Source organism: Deinococcus aerius (assembly GCF_002897375.1).
GTDB lineage: Bacteria > Deinococcota > Deinococci > Deinococcales > Deinococcaceae > Deinococcus > Deinococcus aerius.
Genome location: NZ_BFAG01000014.1, coordinates 112,286 through 134,611, shown reverse-complemented (window position 1 = coordinate 134,611; position 22,326 = coordinate 112,286). Strand labels below are relative to the sequence as shown.

General features: G+C 66.6%; 25 protein-coding genes and 2 pseudogenes. 20 read left to right on the top strand and 7 right to left on the bottom strand.

Annotated features, from left to right (window positions below; translation table 11 throughout):
* From DAERI_RS17840 to DAERI_RS17830, 3 genes and pseudogenes are all read left to right on the top strand, one after another.
* A pseudogene (locus DAERI_RS17840) lies at positions 1-569 on the top strand (ATP-dependent zinc metalloprotease FtsH); the annotation flags it as partial.
* A gap of 46 nt (positions 570-615) precedes the next feature.
* Positions 616-2,226: a carboxylesterase/lipase family protein gene (locus DAERI_RS17835; protein WP_103130789.1), complete on the top strand. Its 1,611-nt coding sequence runs from the start codon at positions 616-618 to the stop codon at positions 2,224-2,226.
* Between the two features lies 1 nt (position 2,227).
* Entirely contained in the window at positions 2,228-2,527 is a 300-nt protein-coding gene (locus DAERI_RS17830) for a hypothetical protein (RefSeq protein ID WP_103130788.1), read from the top strand.
* Here the strand turns inward: DAERI_RS17830 and DAERI_RS17825 are convergent.
* Positions 2,524-3,294 (bottom strand): DsbA family oxidoreductase, encoded by a 771-nt coding sequence (locus DAERI_RS17825; protein ID WP_103130787.1) that lies wholly within the window; start codon positions 3,292-3,294, stop codon positions 2,524-2,526. The two genes, DAERI_RS17830 and DAERI_RS17825, sit on opposite strands and share 4 nt — an antisense overlap.
* A gap of 50 nt (positions 3,295-3,344) precedes the next feature.
* On the opposite strand from DAERI_RS17825, the gene msrB reads away from it, so the two are divergent.
* On the top strand, positions 3,345-3,854 hold the full coding sequence (msrB, locus tag DAERI_RS17820; RefSeq protein WP_268806554.1) for a peptide-methionine (R)-S-oxide reductase MsrB: 510 nt from the start codon (positions 3,345-3,347) through the stop codon (positions 3,852-3,854).
* A 49-nt stretch (positions 3,855-3,903) separates the two neighbouring features.
* Here the strand turns inward: msrB and DAERI_RS17815 are convergent, their stop codons facing one another.
* The gene (locus tag DAERI_RS17815) at positions 3,904-4,299 is read right to left on the bottom strand and encodes an excalibur calcium-binding domain-containing protein (RefSeq protein WP_103130785.1); all 396 of its coding nucleotides are present in this window, start codon (positions 4,297-4,299) and stop codon (positions 3,904-3,906) included.
* Between the two features lie 60 nt (positions 4,300-4,359).
* Between DAERI_RS17815 and DAERI_RS17810 the strand changes: the two genes are divergently transcribed.
* Positions 4,360-4,872, top strand: a complete 513-nt coding sequence (locus DAERI_RS17810; RefSeq protein ID WP_103130784.1) for a DUF1697 domain-containing protein — start codon at positions 4,360-4,362, stop codon at positions 4,870-4,872.
* Positions 4,873-4,928: 56 nt separating this feature from the next.
* On the opposite strand, the gene DAERI_RS17805 is transcribed toward DAERI_RS17810, so the two are convergent.
* Positions 4,929-5,120, bottom strand: coding sequence for a hypothetical protein (locus DAERI_RS17805; protein WP_103130783.1), 192 nt, complete (start codon positions 5,118-5,120; stop codon positions 4,929-4,931).
* A gap of 127 nt (positions 5,121-5,247) precedes the next feature.
* Between DAERI_RS17805 and DAERI_RS17800 the strand changes: the two genes are divergently transcribed.
* The 3 genes from DAERI_RS17800 to DAERI_RS22610 all read left to right on the top strand — a co-directional run bounded on the left by DAERI_RS17800 (position 5,248) and on the right by DAERI_RS22610 (position 7,943).
* Positions 5,248-5,940, top strand: coding sequence for an alpha/beta hydrolase (locus DAERI_RS17800; RefSeq protein ID WP_201262785.1), 693 nt, complete (start codon positions 5,248-5,250; stop codon positions 5,938-5,940).
* Positions 5,941-6,148: 208 nt separating this feature from the next.
* Positions 6,149-7,264: a hypothetical protein gene (locus DAERI_RS17795; protein ID WP_103130781.1), complete on the top strand. Its 1,116-nt coding sequence runs from the start codon at positions 6,149-6,151 to the stop codon at positions 7,262-7,264.
* 97 nt (positions 7,265-7,361) lie between these two features.
* Entirely contained in the window at positions 7,362-7,943 is a 582-nt protein-coding gene (locus DAERI_RS22610; RefSeq protein WP_201262784.1) for a PIN domain-containing protein, read from the top strand.
* A gap of 102 nt (positions 7,944-8,045) precedes the next feature.
* Here the strand turns inward: DAERI_RS22610 and DAERI_RS17785 are convergent, their stop codons facing one another.
* On the bottom strand, positions 8,046-8,477 hold the full coding sequence (locus DAERI_RS17785) for a nucleotidyltransferase (RefSeq protein ID WP_165794271.1): 432 nt from the start codon (positions 8,475-8,477) through the stop codon (positions 8,046-8,048).
* A gap of 285 nt (positions 8,478-8,762) precedes the next feature.
* Here DAERI_RS17785 and DAERI_RS22135 point away from each other — a divergent pair, with 285 nt between their 5' ends.
* Positions 8,763-10,094, top strand: coding sequence for a hypothetical protein (locus DAERI_RS22135; protein WP_133162068.1), 1,332 nt, complete (start codon positions 8,763-8,765; stop codon positions 10,092-10,094).
* A gap of 47 nt (positions 10,095-10,141) precedes the next feature.
* On the opposite strand, the gene carB is transcribed toward DAERI_RS22135, so the two are convergent.
* The gene (carB, locus tag DAERI_RS17780; protein ID WP_103130779.1) at positions 10,142-13,231 is read right to left on the bottom strand and encodes a carbamoyl-phosphate synthase large subunit; all 3,090 of its coding nucleotides are present in this window, start codon (positions 13,229-13,231) and stop codon (positions 10,142-10,144) included.
* 184 nt (positions 13,232-13,415) lie between these two features.
* The gene (locus DAERI_RS21820; RefSeq protein WP_114149463.1) at positions 13,416-14,060 is read right to left on the bottom strand and encodes a tetratricopeptide repeat protein; all 645 of its coding nucleotides are present in this window, start codon (positions 14,058-14,060) and stop codon (positions 13,416-13,418) included.
* 19 nt (positions 14,061-14,079) lie between these two features.
* On the opposite strand from DAERI_RS21820, the pseudogene DAERI_RS17770 reads away from it, so the two are divergent.
* The 4 genes and pseudogenes from DAERI_RS17770 (at position 14,080) to DAERI_RS17755 (ending at position 15,560) form a co-directional block, all read left to right on the top strand.
* A pseudogene (locus tag DAERI_RS17770) lies at positions 14,080-14,388 on the top strand (DUF433 domain-containing protein).
* Positions 14,381-14,740: a DUF5615 family PIN-like protein gene (locus DAERI_RS17765; RefSeq protein WP_235610447.1), complete on the top strand. Its 360-nt coding sequence runs from the start codon at positions 14,381-14,383 to the stop codon at positions 14,738-14,740. Before DAERI_RS17770 ends, DAERI_RS17765 begins: the two are co-directional and overlap by 8 nt.
* Before the next feature lie 77 nt (positions 14,741-14,817).
* Positions 14,818-15,117, top strand: coding sequence for a hypothetical protein (locus DAERI_RS17760; RefSeq protein ID WP_103130776.1), 300 nt, complete (start codon positions 14,818-14,820; stop codon positions 15,115-15,117).
* 8 nt (positions 15,118-15,125) lie between these two features.
* Positions 15,126-15,560 (top strand): PIN domain-containing protein, encoded by a 435-nt coding sequence (locus DAERI_RS17755; RefSeq protein WP_268806553.1) that lies wholly within the window; start codon positions 15,126-15,128, stop codon positions 15,558-15,560.
* Here DAERI_RS17755 and DAERI_RS17750 read toward each other — a convergent pair.
* A complete protein-coding gene (locus DAERI_RS17750; protein ID WP_103130774.1) occupies positions 15,549-16,163 on the bottom strand; it encodes a LysE/ArgO family amino acid transporter in 615 nt (204 codons plus the stop codon). The genes DAERI_RS17755 and DAERI_RS17750 overlap by 12 nt on opposite strands.
* 71 nt (positions 16,164-16,234) lie before the next feature.
* On the opposite strand from DAERI_RS17750, the gene DAERI_RS17745 reads away from it, so the two are divergent.
* From DAERI_RS17745 to DAERI_RS17715, 7 genes are all read left to right on the top strand, one after another.
* Entirely contained in the window at positions 16,235-17,368 is a 1,134-nt protein-coding gene (locus tag DAERI_RS17745) for a pyridoxal phosphate-dependent aminotransferase (RefSeq protein WP_103130773.1), read from the top strand.
* A gap of 86 nt (positions 17,369-17,454) precedes the next feature.
* Entirely contained in the window at positions 17,455-17,925 is a 471-nt protein-coding gene (locus DAERI_RS17740) for a hypothetical protein (protein WP_103130772.1), read from the top strand.
* 254 nt (positions 17,926-18,179) lie between these two features.
* Positions 18,180-19,406: an argininosuccinate synthase gene (locus tag DAERI_RS17735; RefSeq protein ID WP_103130771.1), complete on the top strand. Its 1,227-nt coding sequence runs from the start codon at positions 18,180-18,182 to the stop codon at positions 19,404-19,406.
* Positions 19,407-19,408: 2 nt separating this feature from the next.
* Entirely contained in the window at positions 19,409-19,876 is a 468-nt protein-coding gene (locus DAERI_RS17730) for a GNAT family N-acetyltransferase (RefSeq protein ID WP_103130770.1), read from the top strand.
* Positions 19,873-20,421 (top strand): GNAT family N-acetyltransferase, encoded by a 549-nt coding sequence (locus DAERI_RS17725; protein ID WP_103130769.1) that lies wholly within the window; start codon positions 19,873-19,875, stop codon positions 20,419-20,421. Before DAERI_RS17730 ends, DAERI_RS17725 begins: the two co-directional genes overlap by 4 nt.
* Positions 20,418-21,824, top strand: coding sequence for an argininosuccinate lyase (argH, locus tag DAERI_RS17720; RefSeq protein ID WP_103130768.1), 1,407 nt, complete (start codon positions 20,418-20,420; stop codon positions 21,822-21,824). The genes DAERI_RS17725 and argH overlap by 4 nt, the downstream gene beginning before the upstream one ends.
* Positions 21,821-22,321, top strand: coding sequence for an HIT family protein (locus tag DAERI_RS17715; protein WP_165794270.1), 501 nt, complete (start codon positions 21,821-21,823; stop codon positions 22,319-22,321). Before argH ends, DAERI_RS17715 begins: the two co-directional genes overlap by 4 nt.
* The last annotated feature ends 5 nt before the right edge of the window (positions 22,322-22,326 follow it).

Genomic DNA, 22,326 nt, shown 5'->3' with positions numbered 1-22,326 from the left:
CGGACAAGGCACACAAGCTGACCATCGTTCCGCGGGGGCGCTCGCTGGGGTCGGCGCTGTACACGCCCGAGGACCGCATGCACCTGACGAAGGCGGCGCTGCTCGACCGCATCTGCGTGGCGCTCGCCGGGCACGCGGCGGAGGAGGTCGCCACCGGGCAGGTCACGACGGGCGCGGCAAATGACTTCCAGCAGGCGACGAGCCTGGCGCGGCGGATGGTGACCGAGTGGGGCATGAGCGAGGTCGGGCAGCTCGCGCTCGCGCAGGAGAGCGCGGGGTACCTGGGCTACGGCCCGCAGCAGGGGGTCTACAGCGACCACACCGCCGAACGCATCGACTCGGAACTCGCGCGCATCCTCAACGCCCAGTACGAGCGGGCGGTCGCCCTGCTCACCGAACACGCCCACGTGCTGCACCGCCTGACCGACGCCCTGATGGCCCGCGAGTCGCTGACGGGCGAGGACGTGCAGACGGTGCTGGCGGGCGGCACGCTCGACGGCCCCGCCTCCGCCCCCAGCGACGATGAGGGCCCCGCCCCACAGCCCGGCCTGACCCCCAACCCCGCCTGAAGCCCTTCCCATAGACTCGGCCTGCCCGGCTCCCTACGCTGAGCGCATGACGCGCACGCTCAGCCTGCTCACCGCCGCTTTGCTCACGGTCGCCGGGGCGCAGGACACCACCGCGCCCGCCCCGGCCGTGCCGCCCACCACCCAGTCGGCCCCGCCCGCCGCGCCCGGTTTTCCCGTCCGCACCCAGGTCACCTCGGGCACCCTGGTGGGCCGACAGGACGCCGGGGTGCGGGTGTGGCAGGGCGTCCCCTACGCGGCGCCCCCGGTGGGAGAGCGGCGGTGGCGGCCCCCCGAGCCCGCCCCGATCTGGGTAGGCGAGCGGGACGCGTCCCGGCCGGGTGACGTGTGCCTCCAGCGGGCGCTGATCGGGGGCAGCGGCACGCGCGGGTCGGAGGACTGCCTCTCCCTCAACGTGTACGCCCCCGCGACCGCCACCCGCGCCCCGGTGATGGTCTGGATTCACGGCGGCTCCTTCCGCAGCGGGGCGGGCAGCGACTACGACGGCCGGGTCCTCGCCCGCGAGCAGGGGGTGGTCGTGGTGACCGTCAACTACCGCCTGGGGGCGCTGGGCTTCCTCGCCGCGCCGGGACTCCTGGAGGGGCGGACGGTCGGAAACTACGGCCTCCTCGACCAGCAAGCCGCGCTGCGCTGGGTGCGGGCGAACGCGGCGGCCTTCGGGGGCGACCCCGCCAATGTGACCGTCTTTGGGGAGTCGGCGGGCGGCATGAGCGTGTGCGACCAGCTCACCTCGCCCGTGGCGGCGGGCCTCTTCGACAAGGCGATCCTCCAGAGCGGGCCCTGCACGCCGGAGATCAACACGGCGCCCCTCGTTGAGGCCTTGAAGACGGGGGCCGACTACGCCCGCGCCCTGGGCTGCCCGGAGGGGGACGCCGCCTGCCTGCGGGCCGTTCCCGCCGAGCGGCTGCTGAACACCCCCGTTCCGGGCCGCCGCGCCCCGGGCTCGGTCGCCCTCCCGCCCGTGTACGGGGACGCGGTGCTGCCCCGCTCGCCGGGGGAGGCCTTTGCCAGTGGCCAGGTTAACCGGGTCCCCGTCCTCATCGGCAGCAACCTCGACGAGGGCACCCTCTTCGTCGCGCCCCTCGCGCAGAACGGCAGGGACATTCCCCTGTGGCAGTTCTGGGGCCTGGTGGCCGTGCTGGAGGGGTGGAACACGCCCCGCGTCCTCGCCAACTATCCCACCCGGAATTACGACACGGTGGGCCTCGCTGCCTCCGCCCTGGTGACGGACGGCCTCTTCGCCTGCCCGGTGAACGACATCACCCGCCACCTCGCCCGGGTGACGCCGGTGTACGCCTATGAGTTCCGCGACCGGACGGCCCCCATCGAGCTGAGGCCCACCGCGAGCGTGCCGAGTTACGGCGCCTACCACGCCGCCGAGATCATCAGCGTGTTCGGCACCCGGCTGGAGGGGCTGGCGGACCCCGCGAAGTTCACGCCCGCCCAGGCTGACCTCGCCCGCACGATGCGCGCCTACTGGGCCAACTTCGCCCGCTTCGGCAACCCGAATGCCGGGGGGTTGCCCGAGTGGCCCCGTTTCGACCCGGCCCGGAACAACCTCCTGACCTTCCAGCCCGCCTTCATCGGCGAGCGCACCGATTTCCGGCAGGAGCACCGCTGCGACGTCTGGAGCCGCTGAGTTGCGGCCCGCCCTGATCTTCCTCCTGTCCGCCGCCGCCCTGCTCGTCCTGACCTGGCTGGAAAGGCGGGACCCGCTCGACCTGATCGTAGTCTGCGCGGGTCTGGTGGGGTTGGGGTGGTTGTTGCGGCTTCAGGCGGGGAACCCGGGGCAGATGCGCCTCGCCGCGAGTGCCCTGATCGCGCTGCTGGCGGGCGTGGCCCTGTTCGGGGTGCGGGCGCCACTCCCGGCGCTGGGCTTTGCCACCGTGCTGGTCCTGACCCAAATGCTCCTGCGGTGGTTCCTGGGGAGCCGGAGTTAGCCGCGCGTCTCCGCCGCTGCCCGCCCCGGCACCGCGCACTGGCCGTCCTCGCAGGCTTCCGCCGGGGTATCCGACGTGAGCAGGGTCAGGGGCGCCGGGTGCGTCTCGGCCCACACCTGCTCCAGCGCACTCCGCAGCACCTCCGGGGACTGGGCGCCGCTCACCCCGTACTTGCCGCCCAGCACGAAGAAAGGCACGCCGCTGATGCCGAGCGCGTGGGCCTGCGCCTCGTCCCGCCGCACGGCCTGGGCGTACTGGCCGCTCTCCAGCGCCGCGCGCACCTCGCCCGCCTCCAGGCCGACCTCCGAGGCGAGCCGCACCAGGACCTCCCGGTCGCCCAGGAACTCGCCCTCGACAAAAAAGGCCCGCAGCAGGCGCTCCTTCATGGCGTCCTGCACGCCTTTTTCCGCCGCGAGGTGGATGAGCTGGTGGGCCTGGAAGGTGTTCGTGGGCTGGAGGCGCTCGAAGTGATACTCCAGCCCCTCGCCCGCCGCCGTCTGGGTCATGGAGTCCAGCATCCCCTGCGCCCGGGCCTCGCCGCCGCCGTACTTGCCCGCCAGGATGGCCCGCATGGACTGCCCCGGCCGCGCGGACGCCGAGGGGTCCAGCTCGAACGAATGCCACACGACCTCGACCTGATCGCGGTGAGGGAAGCCAGACAGGGCCGCCTCGAAGCGCCGCTTGCCGACATAGCACCACGGGCAGGCAATGTCCGACCAGATGTCCACCCGCAGCTTGTCGGGAGAGGAGGGGGTGAAGAGCGTCATGGGGTTATTCTAAACTACTTTAAAAAACAGAGCAAGAGATGGGTGGGCTATTGCGCCGAGCAGGTATTCGGGGAGGGGAACTCACCCATCCCGGCCCGCCCCCGGCCCTCCACTCGCCCCATGACCCCCCGAGGCCCCCCTTCGTCAAGCCCGGCGACGAGGAACTGCGCGAGCGGCTCACCCCCATGCAGTACCGCGTCACCCAGCAGAAGGGCACCGAGCGGGCCTTTACCAGCGAATACTGGGACCACGACGAGCCCGGCATCCACGTGGAAGGGGTGTCCGGCGAGCCCCTGTTCAGCTCCCTCGACAAGTACGACGCGGGCTGCGGCTGGCCCTCGTTCACCCGCCCGGTCCCCGACGCAAACCTGACCGAGAACACCGACGACAAGGTCGGCTCCCCCGGCACGGAGGTCCGCTCGGCCCTCGCCGACTCGCACCTGGGGCATGTCTTTCCCGATGGGCCACAGGAACACGGCAGCCTGCGGTACTGCATCAACTCGGCGGCGTTGCGCTTCGTGCGGCTGGAGCAGATGGAGGCGCAGGGGTGCGGGGAATAGTTGAAGCTGTTTCGCCAGTAAGAGGGGCTGCCCCTCAGTTCCCCGAACGTCAGTCGCCGTTGTCGCAGGCCACGCTGTTGTGGTTGCGGTCCAGGCCGGTGCGGTAACCGGGGCGCCCCAGCCGGATGGGGGCCGCGCCCGCCGCCCGCATCGCCGCGCAGGAGCGGTAGTACACGGTGCCCTGCCCCGCCAGTCTCGCGCTTCCGGTCACGGGACGCACGAGCGAACGGGCCACGTACCCCGCCCGCGCCCCGTAGGTGGTCCGGCACCACTCGCCCTGGCAGGCGACGAGCAGCAATGTGCCCCCCGGAACAACGCCCAGCACGCGCGCATTCGTGCCCGGCGCGCGCCGCAAGTTGGCCGAGGTGGTCGTGACCGCCGTGGCGGCCTCCGACAGGCCCAGCAGCGTGACGGAAAGGGCCAGCATTCTCACGAGGTGACGCATCCGGCGAGGATAGCAGGGTGTGACGCGCCTTCCCTTCGGGCGGTCTGAAAGAATGCGTTCATGCGACACGTCGCCCTGCTGCGCGGCATCAACGTGGGTGGCCACCACCGGGTGCCCATGAAGGACCTGAGGGCCACCTTCGAGCGCCTGGGCTTCTCGGAGGTCAGGACGTACGTTCAGAGCGGCAACGTCGTCTTCGGGGCCGAGTCCCCCGAGCGGGAGGCCATCGAGCGGGCCATCCGGCGGGATTTCGGCTTCCCGGTGGACGTGATGCTCCGCAGTGCGGTGGAATGGGCGACCCTCGCTCCCCGCAATCCCTACCCGGCCCAGGCGGAGGCGGACGGCACAAAGGTTCACGTCGCCTTCCTGCACCATGAACCTGAACCCGACCGGCTGCACGCCCTGCGCGCCCGCGTCTTCGGGGAGGACACCTGGGAATGCTCGGGCCGCGAACTCTACCTACACACCCCCAACGGGCTGGGGCAGAGCAGGCTGGACCTCGCCCCCCTGCGACAACCCGCCACCGTTCGCAATTGGCGCACCGTGCAGGCGATCGGAGACTTGCTGGGGTGAGGAGGGGAGGGGGCTGCACCCGGACAGGTGGGCGGCCCCCTCCCGTCCCTCGCCCGTCAGCTCTCGGTGGCCCCGGAGCGTTCGCCGCCGTCCACCGCGTCGGTGGTCTCCGCGCCCGCCTCGGTGTTGCCCGGCGTGCCCGTGCTGCCCGCACCCCCGGCGCTCGTGATACCCGTCTCCTGCTCGCGCTCCTGACGCTCGGCGTAGGCTTCCTGCATCCGCTCGGCCTCGTTCCCCTTGTCGGTCATACCGCAGGCTAGGCGGCGGCGCCGAGGCAGAGGTGTGCCCGACTTCAAGTCCACCTTCACCCAGGTCGTCCCTGCCACTCCACCAGGTGCCGGACAATGCCGGGGCGAACGGCAGAGGGGGGCTGTGGTGGCGGGAGGAAGACAACAGGAACCGGAGGGCCGACTCACCGCGCGACCAGCTCAGGGCGTTCAGGTTTCGGGAGCGCGCGGCCTGCAAGCCCTCGGTCTGGACGGGGGCCGTGACGCCCTGCTCTATGTGCCCGAGGGTCTTCCGCTCACCCAGCCCCTCCCCCTCGTCGTCATGCTGCACGGGGCGGGGGGCGAGGCCCGGCACGCGCTGGCCCCGCTGCTCGACCACGCTGACGCCCACGGCCTGCTGCTCCTCGCCCCCGAGTCGCGCCGCCGCACCTGGGACGTAATCCTGGGCGGGTACGGCCCCGACGTGGCGTTCATCGACCGGGCGCTGACTTGGGTATTCGGGCGGTACGCGGTGGACCCGGGCCGGATCGTGCTGGAGGGCTTTTCCGACGGCGCCTCCTACGCCCTCTCGCTGGGGCTGGGAAATGGGGACCTGTTCACCCACCTGCTGGCCTTCTCGCCCGGCTTCATGGCCCCCGCCGCGCAGGTCGGCGCCCCCCGCATCTTCGTCTCACACGGCGACGGGGACAGGGTGCTTCCCATCGACCGCTGTAGCCAGGTGATCGTGCCCGAACTCCGCGGGGCGGGCTATGACGTGGCCTACCTCGAATTCCACGGACCGCACACCGTGCCGCGGGAGGTGGTGGGGACGGCCCTGGCGTGGCTGGAGGGAACGGGATGACTAGGCCCAAGAAGACAGTCTGAAGGTTTGGAGGAGATTGTCCCAGGGCGTTTAAAAGGAGTGTGGGCGGATGTGAGTTCGGTGCAAAGGGACGCTGGGCGGAGTGACCGCACGTTCACATCCAGGGTGTCTACGCTGGCCCTGAGAGGGTGGAAGGCGCCGCACCGCTCACTTCCGAAAAATGCACCGATGATGGGGAGGGCGTAGCATGAGGACACCTGCAAGCCGCACACTGCTGACCGCCACGTTGCTGCTCACCCTGGGTCTGGCAACGGCCCAGACAACGGATCAAACCAATACGACCAGCACCGGCCAGACCACCGATCAGACCAGCACAAGTCAGACGACCGACCAGACGAACACGCCCCAGACCACGACCGACCAGACGGCGGCACCAGCAACCACGGGCGCCACCACCCAGGCCCTCCCCGCCCAGACGACCCTCACGCTGTCCTCGGGCGAGTTGACACTGCCCTACCTCCAGGGCGCCACGCCGATTCGGAGCGTCAGGACCTTCACGGGCGCTGCGGTCATTTACCGGGGCTCGGTCGCCAATGCCCTGGACACCTATGCCCAGGCCTTCACGGGTGCGGGCTTCACGGCTGTCGACCCCTCGTCACCTCTGACTCCCGCGGCGACAGCAACCGGGGCGTCGGGAACCGCTGGCACCACGGGCACGACCGACACGACGGGCGCGGCCACGACCGGAACGACGGATACGACGGGGACGGCTGGGACGACGGGCACCACCGGAACCCCCGATACGAGTACCACGGGAACTGGGACGGCGGACTCCACTGACACGTCGGGGACGGCGGGCACCGCCACCGGAACCGGGACGACCGATACGAGCGCCGCTGGTACTGGAACGACCGGCACCACGACGGGAACGGGCGGAACCACGGGCACGACCGACACGAGTACGACGGGAACGACCGGCACGACGGATACGACGACCACCGGAACTGGCACGGCGGGCACGACTGGAACGGCCGACACGTCCGGGACAACCGGCACCACGACGGGAACCACAGGCACAACAGACACCGGAACCGCCGCTACAGACACGACCGGCACCACCGACACGGGCACCGCTGCAACCGGGACCACGGGTACAGCCGGAACGACGGGCACCACTGGAACCACGGGGGAGACAGGAACGACCACCCTTGGCCCCGGCTACCCAGAGGGTCCGGTGCTGGCCTTCGAGCGGGGCGGTGAGCGTATTGTGGTGCGCGCCTACGAGACGAGGGGCCTAACGGTCGTTCTGTTCTCGCGGGTAGGCGGGCCAGCGGCGGCCAACACGAGCACCTCGGGCAGCTGAACCCAATCCGATGTGGGGGCGGATGGCTCAAGCTGTCCGCCCTCGCCCCATGCGCCGCCGCTATATGCAAGGCATGACGGGTGACTAGGCCAGGCGAATGACGGTGCCCCTCCCCGCCGCGCTCGTTGCCTCCCTGAACGACTCACGCCCTTGCCAGCCGGAACGAGGCTGTGGCCTCCGAGCCTTCGACGCCGTTCACTTTGCCGCCGCCCAGGCCGTCTCCCCGCTGGGCGTGCAACTCATGACCTTCGACCTGAAGCTGCGAGCCGTCGCCGAACAGGCCATGCCCGGCCAGGTGTGGCAGTCAGAGCGGCGTATCCTCTTCCTATGCCCACTCCGTCTCCCGTTCCGTGCTCCATGCGTCGCGGGCTGGCAGCCTGAAACGCCCCGCCTAGCAGGTCCGGGGTCTGCCCAGCCCAACTTCACCCGCGACGCATGGGGTGAATTCATCAAGCAAAAACGGCATTCGAGAGCGGTGCTCCGTCATCAGCGCGGGCGCTACATCCGCCGCAGGCTCCGCTACGCCTACGCGGGTGAATGGCGTCCCAAACCCGTCTGGGCCTGGTGGTACAGGGTGCCCGGTCAGGCCAGCAAGAACAACACGGTCTGTAGCTGTGGCCTCTGCCGTGCCGAGAAGTACCGCGACAAGCCGCGACAACGGTGGTGGGACGAGGAATAAACAGGAGGAGGACGTGCCTACTGTGGCCTGTCCTCCTTACCTCTGCTTCCCCCACCCCACCCCGCCCAGACCCACCACCTGTCGCTGCGGCCCGCGCTGGGGCTAGACTTCCGGCAATTCCTCCAGGTCTGCAAGGTCCTTATGCCGCCCCGCTGCTCGCTTGTTCGTCCGCAGGTCGGCCAGGGAAATCAGCGGCACGTCCAACCCCTCCAGCCGCCACGTGACCCGGTTTTGCCACGCCTGCTCGAAGGTCACGCCGCTAATCTCGTTCATCAGCTCCAGCATCATAGGTTTCACGCCCATGCGAATCAGGACGTTCGGTCTGTTCAACTCGGACGCCCCGACGGGGAGAGCGAACTCCGTCAGGGCCGCCGCCAGCCGCGTCGAGTTTTCCTCGCCCAGTCGGTAGAAGATGTCAAGATCGCCTGTGTACCGGGGGAAGCCGTGCGCTCCCACGGCGTACCCGCCCACCAGCAGGTACTCAACCCCGTGGGCGCTGAGCAATCTCAAGAACTCGCTGAAATCTGGGGGCAACTCCACCGGGATACCTCTGAGCGCGCAGGAACTCCACCTCGGCCAGCCGCTCCTGAGGGGTCTTGGCCCAGTTCGCTTCCCGGTCGGCGCGTTCGGCCTCCTCGCGGGTCGTGGCTTGGATGGTGCGGACGAATCTCACAGCTCTATTCTCCCACACCCCTTGCCCCCACCCCACCCCTACCCCACCCCCACCGTCTGGAGCTGCGGCCTGTGCCGGGGCAGAGGCGTGCAGGTTGAGCCGCAAATTCGCACACACGAGTACGGCTGATCTGCATATAGTGGTCCATGTCGAGTCGCCCCAAACGCATAGCTCAACTCAAGCAGTTCACGGCAACACCTGATCTGGGGCGAGTGCGGTTGGGGCGTGAAGTAATACGTCAGGCTTTGAAGCGAAGCGCGCATACCACACTAGGGCACTGCCTATGCTTGCAACAAGCTCAGGAGGAGTATCTTATACTTTTTGAGCAGGCGCGCAAGTGGCATCAAAGCCAAGGTACTATCAGTGGAAAAAAGATTTTAGAGACTCAAGTTGAGATCGTAAAATTTTGTGAAGAACTAATTAGACTCCGTGAAGTATGGAAAACTAGAGCTATCGAGTTAAGCAAAAGACATCTTGATCAAGAGTTTAGCTCTGAGGAGTTAGCTTCTTGTTTTGGGTCAATCCAGATTCTGCTCTCCAGCGAATCGCTATCCATAGACGATCAAGGTATTCAAAAAGTACTATCTGAATTTGCTTCGAACTACACACTCCTGGTACAGAGTGAGGAGTCAAAATTTATTCAAATTTTGAATCAGTCTAAGCTTCAGCCCTCAAAGAAGAAAGATGTAGGTAATAAAAGAGGCATCCCCCAAAAGAACTCTGATACAGATGTCAACGCTCAAAACAAATTGTGTAAACAGGAGCGAGTTGCTAATATAAAATGGTGTGCCCATATTTTCATCTATGGTCGGCAGCTCGGAGGTCGTCCTATTTGTTTCGATAGTAAGCAGCAGTGTAATCGGCTGGTCGAGATTTTGACAGACGGTTTCGGGCGACAACTAGTCTCCGTGCGAACTAAGAATGGATGCGTCAATGGAACAACAATTCCATTCAATCCCGCGCATCTTGAAGTTTGGTTAAGGGATCAAAGTTATTTTTCTGCTCCTCAAAGTGTTTTTTCGGGAATCTCTAATATGAAAGTCGCTGCTCCTGCTCCAGATTCTCAACAAACTATAGTCGCGTACCAAATATTTATAGATGGAAAACTTCTAGGCGGTTCTACTCTATTATTTAGTAGACATGGAGAATTCTTTGATGTTTTGTTTTTTATTCGTAAAATAACTACCCTTCCCGTAAATTATGAGCGCAAGCCAGAGCGGTCTGGAAAGATATTAACGCGAGAAGCGTTATACAACATGTTGAAATCTGTACCAGGAATTAGTTTGAGTATCTTAGAAAGTAGTTTAGGCGCACGTCCTTCAAGTAAAACGGACTACAAGGACAATCCGAGGAAGGAAAGTGTTGATAATGGTGTGAGGCAAAAAAATAGTGATCCCAGTCCCGGGGCTCACCCGCGTCCCTGGGAGTGGGCGCGCGAGGATGGCGTAACCCACTTTAATCCCTTTGATTACAAGTAAGCAGGGAAGGAGTTTTACTCCTCCCTATCTGTCGTTTCTGTTTACTCTTAGTACGCCACCGCTTCCCCCGCCTGCCACTCCTGCAAGCTCCTGACCCCCAACTCCCTCCCCTTCGCCGCGGCTATCGCCCTGGCCGTCCACTCGGCGCCCTCGCGGGTGCTGACGATGGGCTTGCCGCGCTCCAACGCGAGGCGCAGGAGCGGCGAGGCGGTCACGTCGATGAGGAGGTCGGGCAGCGTGTCGCCTTCCTGCTCGCGGATGACCCGCAGCCCCGCGCCCTCCAGCGTGGCGGCCACATCGTCCAGACCGTCCCCGAGGAGGAGCGCCGTGCCCGACAGCGGCAGGTTGCTCTTGGCCCCCAGCTCCGCGCGGTAGAAGGCGAGGTACGGGTCCGTGTCAATGCCCATGCTCTCGCCCGTGCTCTTCATCTCCGGGCCGAGGACGGGCAGCACCCCCTTGAACTTCAGGAAGGGCAGGTGGACTTCCTTGACCGAGTACATGGGGGGCGTGGGCGTCTCGGTAAAGCCGATGTGCTCCAGCGTCTGCCCCACGGCGATGCGAGCGGCACTCTTGGCGAGCGGGTGGTTCACGGCCTTGGAGACGAAGGGCACGGTGCGGCTGGCCCGCGGGTTGGCCTCCAGGATGTACGCGGTGCCGTCCTTCACCGCCCACTGCACGTTCATCAGGCCCCGCACGCCCAGCTCCAGCGCGAGGCGTTCCGTGTCGGCCTTCACGCGCGCCAGCAGCTCGGGCGAGAGGTTCACCGGGGGCAGCACGCACGCGGAGTCGCCCGAGTGGACCCCGGCGGCCTCGACGTGCTCCATGACCCCCGCCACGACCGCCCGCTCCCCGTCGCAGAGGGTGTCCACGTCGAGTTCCAGCGCGCCCTCCAGAAACTGGTCGAGCAGGATGGACGGCTGCCCCTCGACGGCGGCGTACACCTCGTCCAGGTAGGTCGTCAGTTCCTCCATGCTCCGCACCGTCCGCATCGCGCGGCCCCCCAGCACGTAGGAGGGCCGGGCCATCAGGGGGAAGCCGAGTTCGGCGGCGAGTTCGCGGGCCTGCGCGGGCGTCTCGGCCACCTTGCCCCTCGGCTGCGGCAGCCCCAGCCGCTCGCACAGGGCGTTGAAGGAGGCGCGGTCCTCCGCCTCGTGAATCGTCGCCGGGGGGGTGCCGATGATGGGGGCGCCCGCGTCCGCCAGCCGCCGCGCGAGCTTGAGGGGCGTCTGCCCGCCGAGCTGCACGATCACGCCGACGGGCTTCTCGTGCTCGACGATGTTCATCACGTCCTCGAAAGTCAGCGGCTCGAAGTACAGGCGGTCGGCGGTGTCGTAGTCGGTGCTGACCGTCTCCGGGTTGGAGTTGACCATGATCGTCTCATAGCCCGCCTCCTGAAGCGCCCAGACGGCGTGGACGGTCGCGTAGTCGAACTCCACCCCCTGCCCGATGCGGTTGGGGCCGCTGCCCAGGATCACGACCTTGGGCTTGTCGGTCGGCGTCACCTCGTCCTCCCACTCGTAGGTCGAGTAGTGGTAGGGCGTGTACGCCTCGAACTCGGCGGCGCAGGTGTCCACCGTCTTGTAGACCGGCGTGGCTTTGGCGGCCTTGCGAAGTTCACGGATCTCCAGTTCGCTCAGCCCCACGAGTTCGCCCAGCCGCGCGTCGGAGAAGCCCAGCCGCTTGACCTCGCGCCAGATTTCGTACTTCCAACTCTGAATGGGGCCGAGGTCCGCAATCTCCTTCTCCGCGTCCACAATCTCCTGCAACTGCCCCAGGAACCAGCGGTCGATCTTCGTCGCGTCGTGGAGGGCCGCCACCCCCTCGCCCCGCCGCAGCAGTTCGAGCACGGCCTCCAGGCGGCGCGGGTTGCCGTACAGCAGGCCGCGCAACTCGTCGTCGGACATGGCCGCAAACGTTCCGCGCACATCCGATTCGATGCTCCGCAGCGCCTTCTGCACGCTCTCCTTGAAGGTGCGGCCAATCGCCATGACCTCGCCCACGCTCCGCATCTGGGTACCCAGGGCGTCGGATGTGCCGGGGAACTTCTCGAAGGCGAAGCGCGGGATCTTCGTCACCACGTAGTCGATGCTGGGCTCGAACGAGGCGGGCGTGGAGCGGGTGATGTCGTTCGGCAGCTCGTCGAGGTGGTAGCCCACCGCGAGCAGGGCGGCGATCTTGGCGATGGGAAAGCCGGTCGCCTTGCTCGCCAGCGCCGAGGAGCGGCTGACGCGCGGGTTCATCTCGATCACGATGACGCGCCCGTTGTCGGGGTTCACCGCGAACTGGATGTTGGAGCCGCCCGTGTCCACCCCGATCTCGCGGATGATGGCGAGCGACATGTCCCGCAGCCGCTGATACTCCACGTCGCTGAGGGTCTGCGCCGGGGCCACCGTGATCGAGTCCCCGGTATGCACGCCCATCGGGTCGAAGTTCTCGATGGAGGTGATGATGACCACCGTGTCGGCGTGGTCGCGCATGACCTCCAGCTCGTACTCCTTCCAGCCCAGGATGGACTCTTCGAGCAGGACCGAATGCACCGGCGAGTCGCGCAGGCCGCCCTCGGTGATCTTCAGGAAGTCCTCGTAGGTGTGCGCGATGCCGCCGCCCGTGCCGCCCAGCGTGAAGGAGGGCCGGATGACGATGGGGAGGCCGATCTCCTTCTGGTACTCGACGGCCTCTTCCATCGAATGCACCATCTTCCCGCGCGCCGTCTCCACGCCGATCTTCTTCATGGCGGCCTGGAACGCCTCGCGGTCCTCGCCCTTGTGGATGGCCTCGGCGTTGGCGCCGATGAGTTCCACGCCGAACTCGGCGAGCGTGCCGTTGGCGTTGAGGTCCATCGCCAGGTTGAGGGCCGTCTGTCCGCCCAGGGTGGGGAGCAGGGCGTCGGGGCGCTCCTTCTCGATGACCTTGCGGACGAACTCGGGCGTCAGCGGCTCCAGGTAGGTGGCGTCGGCGAGGTCGGGGTCGGTCATGATCGTCGCCGGGTTGGAGTTCACCAGCACGAGCCTATAGCCCTCTTTTTTCAGCGCCTTGAGCGCCTGCGTGCCCGAATAGTCGAACTCGGCGGCCTGCCCGATCTGGATGGGGCCGCTGCCGAGAATCAGGATGGTCTGGAGGTCAGTGCGCTTGGGCATTCCAGGGAGGGAGTATGGCACGGGGAGGGGGGAGGGGGTGGGGTTGAGTGTATGAGTATGCAGGCGCCGAGTCAGGATACGAGTTGGAGTAGAAGTTTCAGCTTTATTGGCAGCGCAGCCTTAAGAACGCTTTCTTACACCGATAAACCATTTAAAATAGCTTTAACGAACAATTCAGTCCTATTCACTGCGTCTGTCTGTTAGAAGAAAGATAGGATGTAAGTTCGTTTTGAAATGAAGCAATCTGCTCGTCTAACTTCTCGTTCTTCCCTAAGTACGACTGAGAAAGACTATAAACCGTCTTAAATCCTGCGACCATATCGCCGCCCAACCTTATCCCTGTCACTCTAGCTAAGCCTAGCATGTCCTTGGCCCCACGCATTGCATACGGTAATCCTCGTAACGCGAGTTCTTTATCTAGGGAATCCGGGAATCTCATTACTGCAACATACGAAATGAAACACGCAACAAGGTCCACAGTCCTTTTCTCAGATATTGGCTTTGTGGTTTCAGTGAGCAGCAAAGAAAATATTTTTCTACCGTTCTGATAGTCTTTTAAATGACCATAGATAGTTACCAAGCCAGCATATGCTTTTGCCTCTCCTAACTGCGCTGCCTTCTTATAGTTAGCGATTGCCTTTTCAATATTTTGTTTAGGTCCCTTCCCAAAATCGTACATTTGGCCTAACCTAAAGAATGCCTCACCAGACCCCATGCTTCCAGCCTGCTCATATATCTGAAGCGCATCTCTCCAATCCTCCAGACCCTGGTGTGTTCCATCCATAATCCGATTTGCCTTTTCAACTAGAACATCGATAGGTTTAGCCATTCACGGAATTATACGTTAGGTGAGCGGCGGGCGCCCCTGCATTCGCGGGATGCGGATTTGGGTGAGGGATGTGCTGGAGGGGCTGGGAGCGGGCTAAACTCTCCCCATGACCCTCCTCGACCGCATCACCGTCAACCCCTTGCAGTGCGGTGGTCGTCCGTGCATCCGTGGAATGCGAATTCGGGTGAGCGATGTGCTGGACCTGCTCGGCGCGGGCGTGGAAGTGGACGAGATTTTAAGCGACTACCCGGACCTGGAGCGCGAGGACATTCACGCGGCGTTGCTCTGGGCCTCGCGGTACGTTAACCACCCGCGCCTGAGTGCCTGAGCGGATGGCGGAAACCCTCGTCTACTGGATTGACGCGCAGTTGCCGCCCGCCCTGGCTCCCTGGCTGACCGCGACCTTCGGCGTGGAGGCTTACAGCGTGGCGTACCTGGGCTACCGGAATGCTGAGGACGAGGTGATCTTCCAGGCGGCACGAGCGGCGGGCGTGGTGATGGTTTCCAAGGACGCAGATTTTCTGGAGCGCCTGGTGCGTCTCGGGCCCCCACCAAGGCTCCTTTACGTGACCTGCGGGAACACCAGCAAGGCGCGGCTGATGGAAATTTTTGGCCGAAACTTCGTGCAGGCTCATCAATTGCTTCTGGCAGGCGAACCCATTGTGGAGATCACGTCATAGGGAACGCCCCAAACCGATCCATTGCGCCCCATTGCTGATTCTGACTATACTGGTGTCCACTTTGGGGGAGGTCCAGCATGGCCGTAAAGCGAGTGGGGATCAAGGAGTTCAAGGACAAGGCGACGCAGCTTCTGGCGGGTGGGGAGCCTTTCGTCATTGAGCGGCACGGGAAGCCCATCGGCTTTTACACCCCTGTCGCGGTCGCAAACTCTGCCAGGATTCGGGAAGCGCAGAGCGCCTTCAACGAAAAGATGGAAGACCTGGCCCGTAGACTGGGGCTCAGCGTCGAAGCGTTGGAGGACGAGTTGTTCGGTGCCACTTCCCAGACGACTGCCCAGGAGGATGCGCCTGCTTCTGCCGCGGTAGGTCGGCTCTGAAACTCATTTTGGATGCCAATGTCGTCGTGGGGGAATTGCTCCGACGCCGCGGCCAGGCGAAGTTCGAGACGTTGGAGGCCGAGTTGTTCATCGCCCCGCGAGCTTTCGGAGAGGCAACGTATGAATTAGAGCGGCGGCTGGAACCCCTGGCCCGGCGTGCCGGTTTCTCTGATGCACAGAAGCGAGCTTGGCTGCTCACGGCGCTGAACCTTTTAAGGAGGCGCGTGACGGTAATCCCGGAAGAAACCTTTGCCCCCTTCGAACCCCAGGCCCGCCTCCGCGTCCCCCAGGACCCCGACGACTGGCCCACCGTCGCCCTCGCGCTCGCCCTGAGCGCGGACGTGTGGACGGAGGATGGGGATTTCTTCGGCTGCGGGCTGGCGGTATGGCGGACGGATGTGCTTTACACCCATCTCGACGACCTGGGCGCCTCATCCTCCTGAAAACACGCTCCGCACCAGCCCCACCGCAATCCCCCACATCACCACCCCGATCAGCACGTCCAGCACCTGCCACGCGCGGGGCGAGCGCATCAACGGCGCGAAGCGGCCCGCGAGCAGGGCGAGGCCGAAAAACCACAGCCACGAGGCGAGGATGGTGCCGAGGAGGAAGGCGGTGCGGCCTGCACTCCCCAGCCCCGCGCTCGCCCCGCCGATCAGTACCACCGTGTCGAGGAGGGCGTGGGGGTTGAGGAGGCTGAAGGCCGCAGCGGTGACGAGAACTGTCCCAGGGGTTTGCGCGGCCTGTCCCTCGGGCTGGAGCGTCCCCGTATGGCGGGCTGACTGGAAGGAACGCCACCCGTACCACAGCAGAAAGGTTGCTCCCGCCAGTGTCCCAAGCGTGACCAGCACCGGGGAACCTGCCAGCAACGCCCCCACGCCCAGCACGCCGAATGTGGTCAAGGCCGTGTCGGCGAGTGAACATGTCAGCGCGGCCAGCCCTGCGTACCTCCGCGTCAGCCCCTGCCGCAGCACAAGGGCGTTTTGCGGCCCGATGGCGACGATCAGCGAGAGGCCCAGGGTCAGGCCGCGCAGGAAGGGGGGCACGGGGGAGAGGATAGGGTGTGCCTGTCTGACCCATCCTCCACGGGCCGCGCCGGGTGCATCAGACTGCCCCCATGCCTGAACTCCTGCCGCGTGCCCGGTCGTCCTCCGAGAGCGTGTTCGCGCACATGAGCCGCCTCGCCGTGCAGTACGGCGCGGTGAACCTGGGACAGGGCTTTCCCTCCGATCCTCCGCCCGCCTTCCTGCTCGACGCGGCGAGGCGGGCGGTGGGGGTGAGTGACCAATACGCGCCCCCGGCGGGCCTGCCCCTGCTGCGGGACGCCATCGGCGCGGACCTGGGGGTGGACGGCGCCGACGTGGTCGTGACCTCGGGGGCGACCGAGGCCCTGAACATCCTCGCGCTCGCCCTGTACGGCCCGGGCGACGAGGTGCTGATGCTCGAACCCGTGTTCGACGTGTACGTGCCCCAGGCGCGGCTCGCGGGCGCCTTGCCCGTCACCGTGCCCATGCGGTTGACGGACGCGGAGGGGTGGACCCTCGACCTGGACGCCGTGCGAAACGCCGTCACGCCCCGCACCCGCGCCCTGCTCCTCAACAGTCCCTACAACCCGACCGGGACCGTGTTCAGCCGCGCGGAGCTGGAGGCCCTGGTCGCCCTCGCCCGTCAGCACGACCTGTGGATCGTCAGCGACGAGGTGTACGACGAGCTGTACTTCGGGGAGAGGCCGGTGCCCCTGCGGGACCTCGCGCCCGAGCGGACCTTCACGGTGGGCAGCGCGGGCAAGAGGCTGGAAGCGACGGGCTGGCGCGTCGGCTGGGTGGCCTGTCCCCCGGGCCTGGCCGGGAACATCGCCGCTATCCGGCAGGTGGGCTCTTTCTGCACGCCCACACCCTTTCAGGTCGCGGTGGCCGCCGCCCTGCCCGTCGCGCGGCGGGAGGGCTTTTACGAGGGGCTGCGCGCCGAGTACGGGGAACGGATGGGCCTGCTGGCGAATGGGCTGCGGGAGCTGGGGGCCACCGTCTTCGAGCCGCGCGGCACCTATTTCCTCACCGCCCGGCGCCCCGGCTGGCAGGCGGAGGCGCTGGTGCGCGACGCGGGGGTGGCCGTGATCCCCGGCGAGGCGTTTTATCTGAACCACCCGGCCCCCCGAGGGCTCTTGCGGCTGGCCTTTTGTAAGGCCCGGGCCGAATTGGAACAGGCCCTGGAACGGTTAAGCCGCCTGGCCGAAGTGGGGGTGGGCGAGTAGAGCATGAATGAAAACACAAAGTCAGGCCGGGAAGCTTTAAAGATGTGCCGGTTTTTTACGCACCAGCTTTTGACTATGCTCCGCTCATGAAGAAGGCTCTGCTCGGCATCCTGGCCCTGACGGCCGTTTCCTCCGCCGCCGCCGACTCCTTTGGCGGGTTTGCTGGCTTCGGCGCGGGCGGGGCGGGGCTGTACTACCAGACGGGCTCGACGACGGGTTCCAACCTGCGCTTCAGCCTCACGGGCCTGAACCTGTTCCGGGGCGGCAGCATCGGCGTGGGGGGCGAGGTGGCGTACCTCAACAACTTCAGCGGCCTCAGCCTGGGCGGCCTGGACACCTACTACGGGGCGGGGCTGGGGGCCAGCGTCTCGGTGGGCGCCAACCTCGGCCTCACCGCCTACCCCCACGGCCTGCTGGGCGTGCGGTACAACGTGACGGGTCCCTTCAACGTCTTCGGTGAGGTCAACGCGGGCCCGACCATCGGCCTGTCCACCGGCAGCAGCGGCCTCGGCTTCGGCTTTGGAGCCCGCATCGGGGTGGACTACCAGTTCCGCTGAGAACTCCTCTGCGCCCACCGCTCCCGGTCCCCGTCGGCCGGGAGCGCGTTTGTGTGTACGGCCTTGACCCCCTCGCGCCCCGGCTGCTACTCTCCTGCATAGAGATACGCTAAGGCGTATATCCATACAGATATGACGACCCTGGCCCCCCGACGCTGACGCCCCGGCCCTTTCCACACGGAAAAGAGGCCGGGCGTGTCACGCCGGGGGACCCGTGCTGTCACGCCCCGACGTTCCTGAGAGAGACTAGAGCCATGAGCAAAGACAAGATCGTTCTCGCGTACTCCGGCGGCCTCGACACCTCCATCATCCTCAAGTGGCTCCAGACCGAGCGCAACTACGATGTCGTGGCCTTCACCGCCGATCTCGGCCAGGGGGACGAGGTCGAGGAGGCGCGGGTCAAGGCGCTGAACACCGGGGCCGTCGCCGCCTACGCGCTCGACCTGCGCGAGGAGTTCGTGCGCGACTACGTGTTCCCGATGTTCCGCTCCGCCGCCCTGTATGAGGGGTACTACCTGCTGGGCACCTCCATCGCCCGGCCCCTGATCGCCAAGAAGATGGTGGAAATCGCCGAGCAGGAGGGCGCGGTGGCCGTCTCGCACGGGGCGACCGGCAAGGGCAACGATCAGGTGCGCTTCGAGATGACGGCCTACGCACTCAAGCCCGACATCGTGACGGTGGCTCCCTGGCGCGAGTGGGAGTTCCAGGGCCGCGCCGACCTGGAGGCCTTCGCCCGCGAACACGGCATCCCGGTGCCCACCACCCAGAAGGATCCCTGGTCCACCGACGCGAACCTCCTGCACATCTCCTACGAGGGCGGCATCCTGGAGGACCCCTGGGCCGAGCCCCCCGCCCATATGTTCAAGCTGACGGTCAGCCCCGAGGAGGCGCCGAACGAGCCCGAGTACGTCGAGGTCGAGTTCGAGAACGGCGACCCGGTGGCGATCAACGGTGAGCGGCTGTCCCCCGCCGCCCTGCTCCAGAGGGCGAACGAGATCGGCGGGCGGCACGGGGTCGGGCGCGTGGACCTCGTGGAGAATCGCTTCGTCGGCATGAAGTCGCGCGGGGTGTACGAGACGCCCGGCGGCACGCTGCTCTACCACGCCCGCCGCGCCGTGGAGAGCCTGACCCTGGACCGCGAGGTGCTGCACCAGCGCGACGCCCTCGCGCCCAGGTACGCCGAACTCGTCTACAACGGCTTCTGGTTCGCCCCCGAGCGCGAGGCCTTGCAGGTCTATATCGACCACGTGGCGGGCAGCGTCACCGGCACCGCGCGGCTCAAGCTCTACAAGGGCAACTGCATCGTCGTGGGCCGCCGGGCGCCGCGCAGCCTGTACGACAAGGACCTCGTGTCCTTTGAGGCGGGCGGCGACTACAACCAGCACGACGCCGGGGCCTTTATCAAGCTCAACGCCCTGCGGATGCGGGTGCAGGCGCGGGTGGAGGCGAAGGCGGGGCAGAAGGAAATCGAGCGGGTTTGAGCATGGCGTGGCCGCAGGGGTACACGGCGCGCCCAGCGACGGCGCGGGACGCGGGCCTGATCGCTGCCCAGCGGGCCGCCATGTTCACAGACATGGGGGTGGAGTACCGCGAGGAGGTCGCGGGGTTCGCGCCCTGGGTAGAGCCGCGTCTCGCGGAGGGCACCTACCTGGGCTGGATCGTCGAGGCGGGGGAAGAACCTGTGGCGGGCGCTGGGCTGCTGCTGCTCGACTGGCCGCCACACTTTGTAGACCCGCAGCCCCTCCGCGCTTACCTGCTGAATGTGTACACCCACCCTCAGCACCGGGGCTTGGGGCTTGCCCGGCTCCTGACCGAAACGGCCATCACGGAGACGCGGCGGCGGAATATCCGCGTCCTGTCCCTGCACGCCTCGGAGGCAGGGCGGCCCATCTACCAGACCCTGGGCTTTACCCCCACGAATGAGCTGCGCCTGACCCTGGGGGCGCCGTGACCCCCACCCTGCGCCCCGCCACCCCGGACGACGCCCCGGCCTTCCACGCCGTGATGATGGCGGCGGGCATGGACCCACGCTCCAGTTGGAGCCGCACCACCGTGGAGGACGTGCGCTGGAGCCTCGGGCAGGGCGGTGGCTTCCTGGCCCGGGAGGGGGCGGAGGCGGTGGGCTGCGTCGGCTGGCGCCCCGACAGTACGGACACCCTGACCCTCAACAAACTCGCCACCCGCCCTGACTGGCGCGGACGGGGCATCGGCGTCGCCCTCGTGCGCGCGGTGGAGGAGGTCGCCGCCCGGGACGGGTATGCCCGCGTCCTCCTCGCCGTCAGCCAGTACAACCTCGCCGTCATTCCCTTCTACGAGCGCCTGGGCTACCGGGTGGACGAGGGCGCGGTGTACGCGCACGCGAACCCGGCGAGCCCGCCCCCCGTGGTGCTGGTGAAACCCATCTTCTCTCCCTCTCCCCTGGTGGGCGAGGGCCGGGGTGAGGGGGCGTCCGAGCGGCGACCCCGCCCAATTCCCACCGAGGACGCAGAGCCATGACGAGCACACAGGACAAGAAACTCTGGGGCGGACGCTTCGCGGAAGCGACGGACGGCCTCGTGGAACGCTTCAACGCCTCCGTCTCCTTCGACCAGCGCCTCGCCGAGCAGGACATCCGCGGCTCGCTCGCGCACGTGGCGATGCTGGGCGAGGTCGGCATCCTCACGCCGGACGAGGTGGCGCAGATTCAGGACGGGCTGAAGGCTGTCCTCGCCGACATCCGCGCCGGAACGTTCGAGTGGAGACTCGACCGCGAGGACGTGCATATGAATGTCGAGGCGGCGCTGCGCGACCGGATCGGCCCGGTGGCGGGGAAGCTGCACACGGCGAGGAGCCGCAACGATCAGGTCGCCGTCGATTTCCGGCTCTTCACGAAGGAGGCGGCCCTCGACCTGGCGGACAGGACGCGGTCATTACGGGCCGTGATGGTGGCGGAGGCCGAGAAGCACCTCGCATCGGACGATGGAGAGGCCGTCATCCTCCCCGGGTACACGCACCTCCAGGTCGCTCAGCCCATCCTCCTCAGCCACTGGTTCATGGCCTACGCCGCCATGCTGGAGCGCGACGAGGGCCGCTTCCGCGACGCCGCCGCGCGAATGGACGAGTCGCCGCTGGGAAGCTCGGCGCTCGCCGGGACGCCCTGGCCCATTGACCGCCACGCGACCGCCGCCGCCCTCGGCTTCGCGCGCCCGACCGCCAACAGCCTGGACGGAGTGGGCAGCCGGGACTTCGCGCTGGAATTCCTCTCGGCCTGCGCCATCCTCGCCGCTCACCTCTCACGCCTGTCCGAAGAACTCATCCTCTACTCGACCTTCGAGTTCGGCTTCCTGACGCTGCCCGATTCGCACACGACCGGCTCCTCGATCATGCCGCAGAAGAAGAACCCCGACGTATCCGAACTCGCGCGGGGCAAGGCGGGCCGCGTCTTCGGGAACCTGATGGGCCTCCTGACCGTCGTGAAGGGCACGCCGCTCGCCTACAACAAGGACCTTCAGGAGGACAAGGAGGGCGTGTTCGACTCCTACGACACATTGAGCATCATCCTGCGGCTTTACGCCGACATGCTCCCGAAGACGGTCTGGCACCCGGAGGTGACGAAGGCGGCGGCGGCGCGCGGTTTCTCGACGGCCACCGACCTCGCCGACTTCCTCGCCCGCTCGGGCGTGCCCTTCCGCGAGGCGCACGAGGTCGTGGGCGGGCTGGTGGGCCTCGCCAGCCGCACCGGGCGGCAGCTCTGGGACCTGACCGACGAGGAGTTGCGCGCGGCTCACCCGCTGCTGAGCGCCGAGACCGCTCGTTCCCTCACCGTCGAGGAGAGCGTGAGGGGACGCCAGAGCTACGGTGGCACGGCTCCCGAACGGGTGCGGGAGCAGGTCGAGGCAGCAAAGGCGGCGCTCTCGTGAAGGTGACCGTGCACCTGGACGGCACCCTGTTGGAGAAGCGGGAGGAGGAGTGGGCGCACTGGCTCGCGCGCCCGGACGAGAACCCGCTCTCCACCCGCGCCGACTTCGTTGGTGGCGAGGTGACGCTCGAGAACGAGTTGTGCGTGTATACCCAGGACAGCCGCTACGGCGACGGCCTCCCGTACTCCGGCCTGATCGTCACCAAACGCCCCTGCGCCACCGTCTTCGACCTCACGCCCGAGGAAGTCGCCGCGACCCACGCCCTGCTCGCCGAGGTGAGGGCGCACCTGGACGCCACCGTTCGGCCCGACGGCTACACGGTGGGCTGGAACGTCTTCCCGGCGGGCGGTCAGCACATCCCCCACGTTCACCTGCACGTCATCCCGCGCTGGAAGACGGATGCGGCGGCGGGGGCGGGGCTTCGGTACTTCCTCAAGGCGGCGGCGCGAGAGGCGGAGCGACGACATGGGGCGCCTCCCGTTCCCGAACCGACCTGAATCCC

Excerpts from the sequence above, each read along its gene's own strand:
- DAERI_RS17835 (WP_103130789.1), top strand. The coding sequence starts at position 616 with ATGACGCGCACGCTCAGCCTGCTCACCGCCGCTTTGCTCACGGTCGCC.
- DAERI_RS17825 (WP_103130787.1), bottom strand. The coding sequence starts at position 3,294 with ATGACGCTCTTCACCCCCTCCTCTCCCGACAAGCTGCGGGTGGACATC.
- DAERI_RS17815 (WP_103130785.1), bottom strand. The coding sequence starts at position 4,299 with ATGCGTCACCTCGTGAGAATGCTGGCCCTTTCCGTCACGCTGCTGGGC.
- DAERI_RS17810 (WP_103130784.1), top strand. The coding sequence starts at position 4,360 with ATGCGACACGTCGCCCTGCTGCGCGGCATCAACGTGGGTGGCCACCAC.
- DAERI_RS17805 (WP_103130783.1), bottom strand. The coding sequence starts at position 5,120 with ATGACCGACAAGGGGAACGAGGCCGAGCGGATGCAGGAAGCCTACGCC.
- DAERI_RS17795 (WP_103130781.1), top strand. The coding sequence starts at position 6,149 with ATGAGGACACCTGCAAGCCGCACACTGCTGACCGCCACGTTGCTGCTC.
- DAERI_RS22610 (WP_201262784.1), top strand. The coding sequence starts at position 7,362 with ATGACGGTGCCCCTCCCCGCCGCGCTCGTTGCCTCCCTGAACGACTCA.
- DAERI_RS22135 (WP_133162068.1), top strand. The coding sequence starts at position 8,763 with ATGTCGAGTCGCCCCAAACGCATAGCTCAACTCAAGCAGTTCACGGCA.
- carB (WP_103130779.1), bottom strand. The coding sequence starts at position 13,231 with ATGCCCAAGCGCACTGACCTCCAGACCATCCTGATTCTCGGCAGCGGC.
- DAERI_RS21820 (WP_114149463.1), bottom strand. The coding sequence starts at position 14,060 with ATGGCTAAACCTATCGATGTTCTAGTTGAAAAGGCAAATCGGATTATG.
- DAERI_RS17760 (WP_103130776.1), top strand. The coding sequence starts at position 14,818 with ATGGCCGTAAAGCGAGTGGGGATCAAGGAGTTCAAGGACAAGGCGACG.
- DAERI_RS17745 (WP_103130773.1), top strand. The coding sequence starts at position 16,235 with ATGCCTGAACTCCTGCCGCGTGCCCGGTCGTCCTCCGAGAGCGTGTTC.
- DAERI_RS17740 (WP_103130772.1), top strand. The coding sequence starts at position 17,455 with ATGAAGAAGGCTCTGCTCGGCATCCTGGCCCTGACGGCCGTTTCCTCC.
- DAERI_RS17735 (WP_103130771.1), top strand. The coding sequence starts at position 18,180 with ATGAGCAAAGACAAGATCGTTCTCGCGTACTCCGGCGGCCTCGACACC.
- DAERI_RS17730 (WP_103130770.1), top strand. The coding sequence starts at position 19,409 with ATGGCGTGGCCGCAGGGGTACACGGCGCGCCCAGCGACGGCGCGGGAC.
- argH (WP_103130768.1), top strand. The coding sequence starts at position 20,418 with ATGACGAGCACACAGGACAAGAAACTCTGGGGCGGACGCTTCGCGGAA.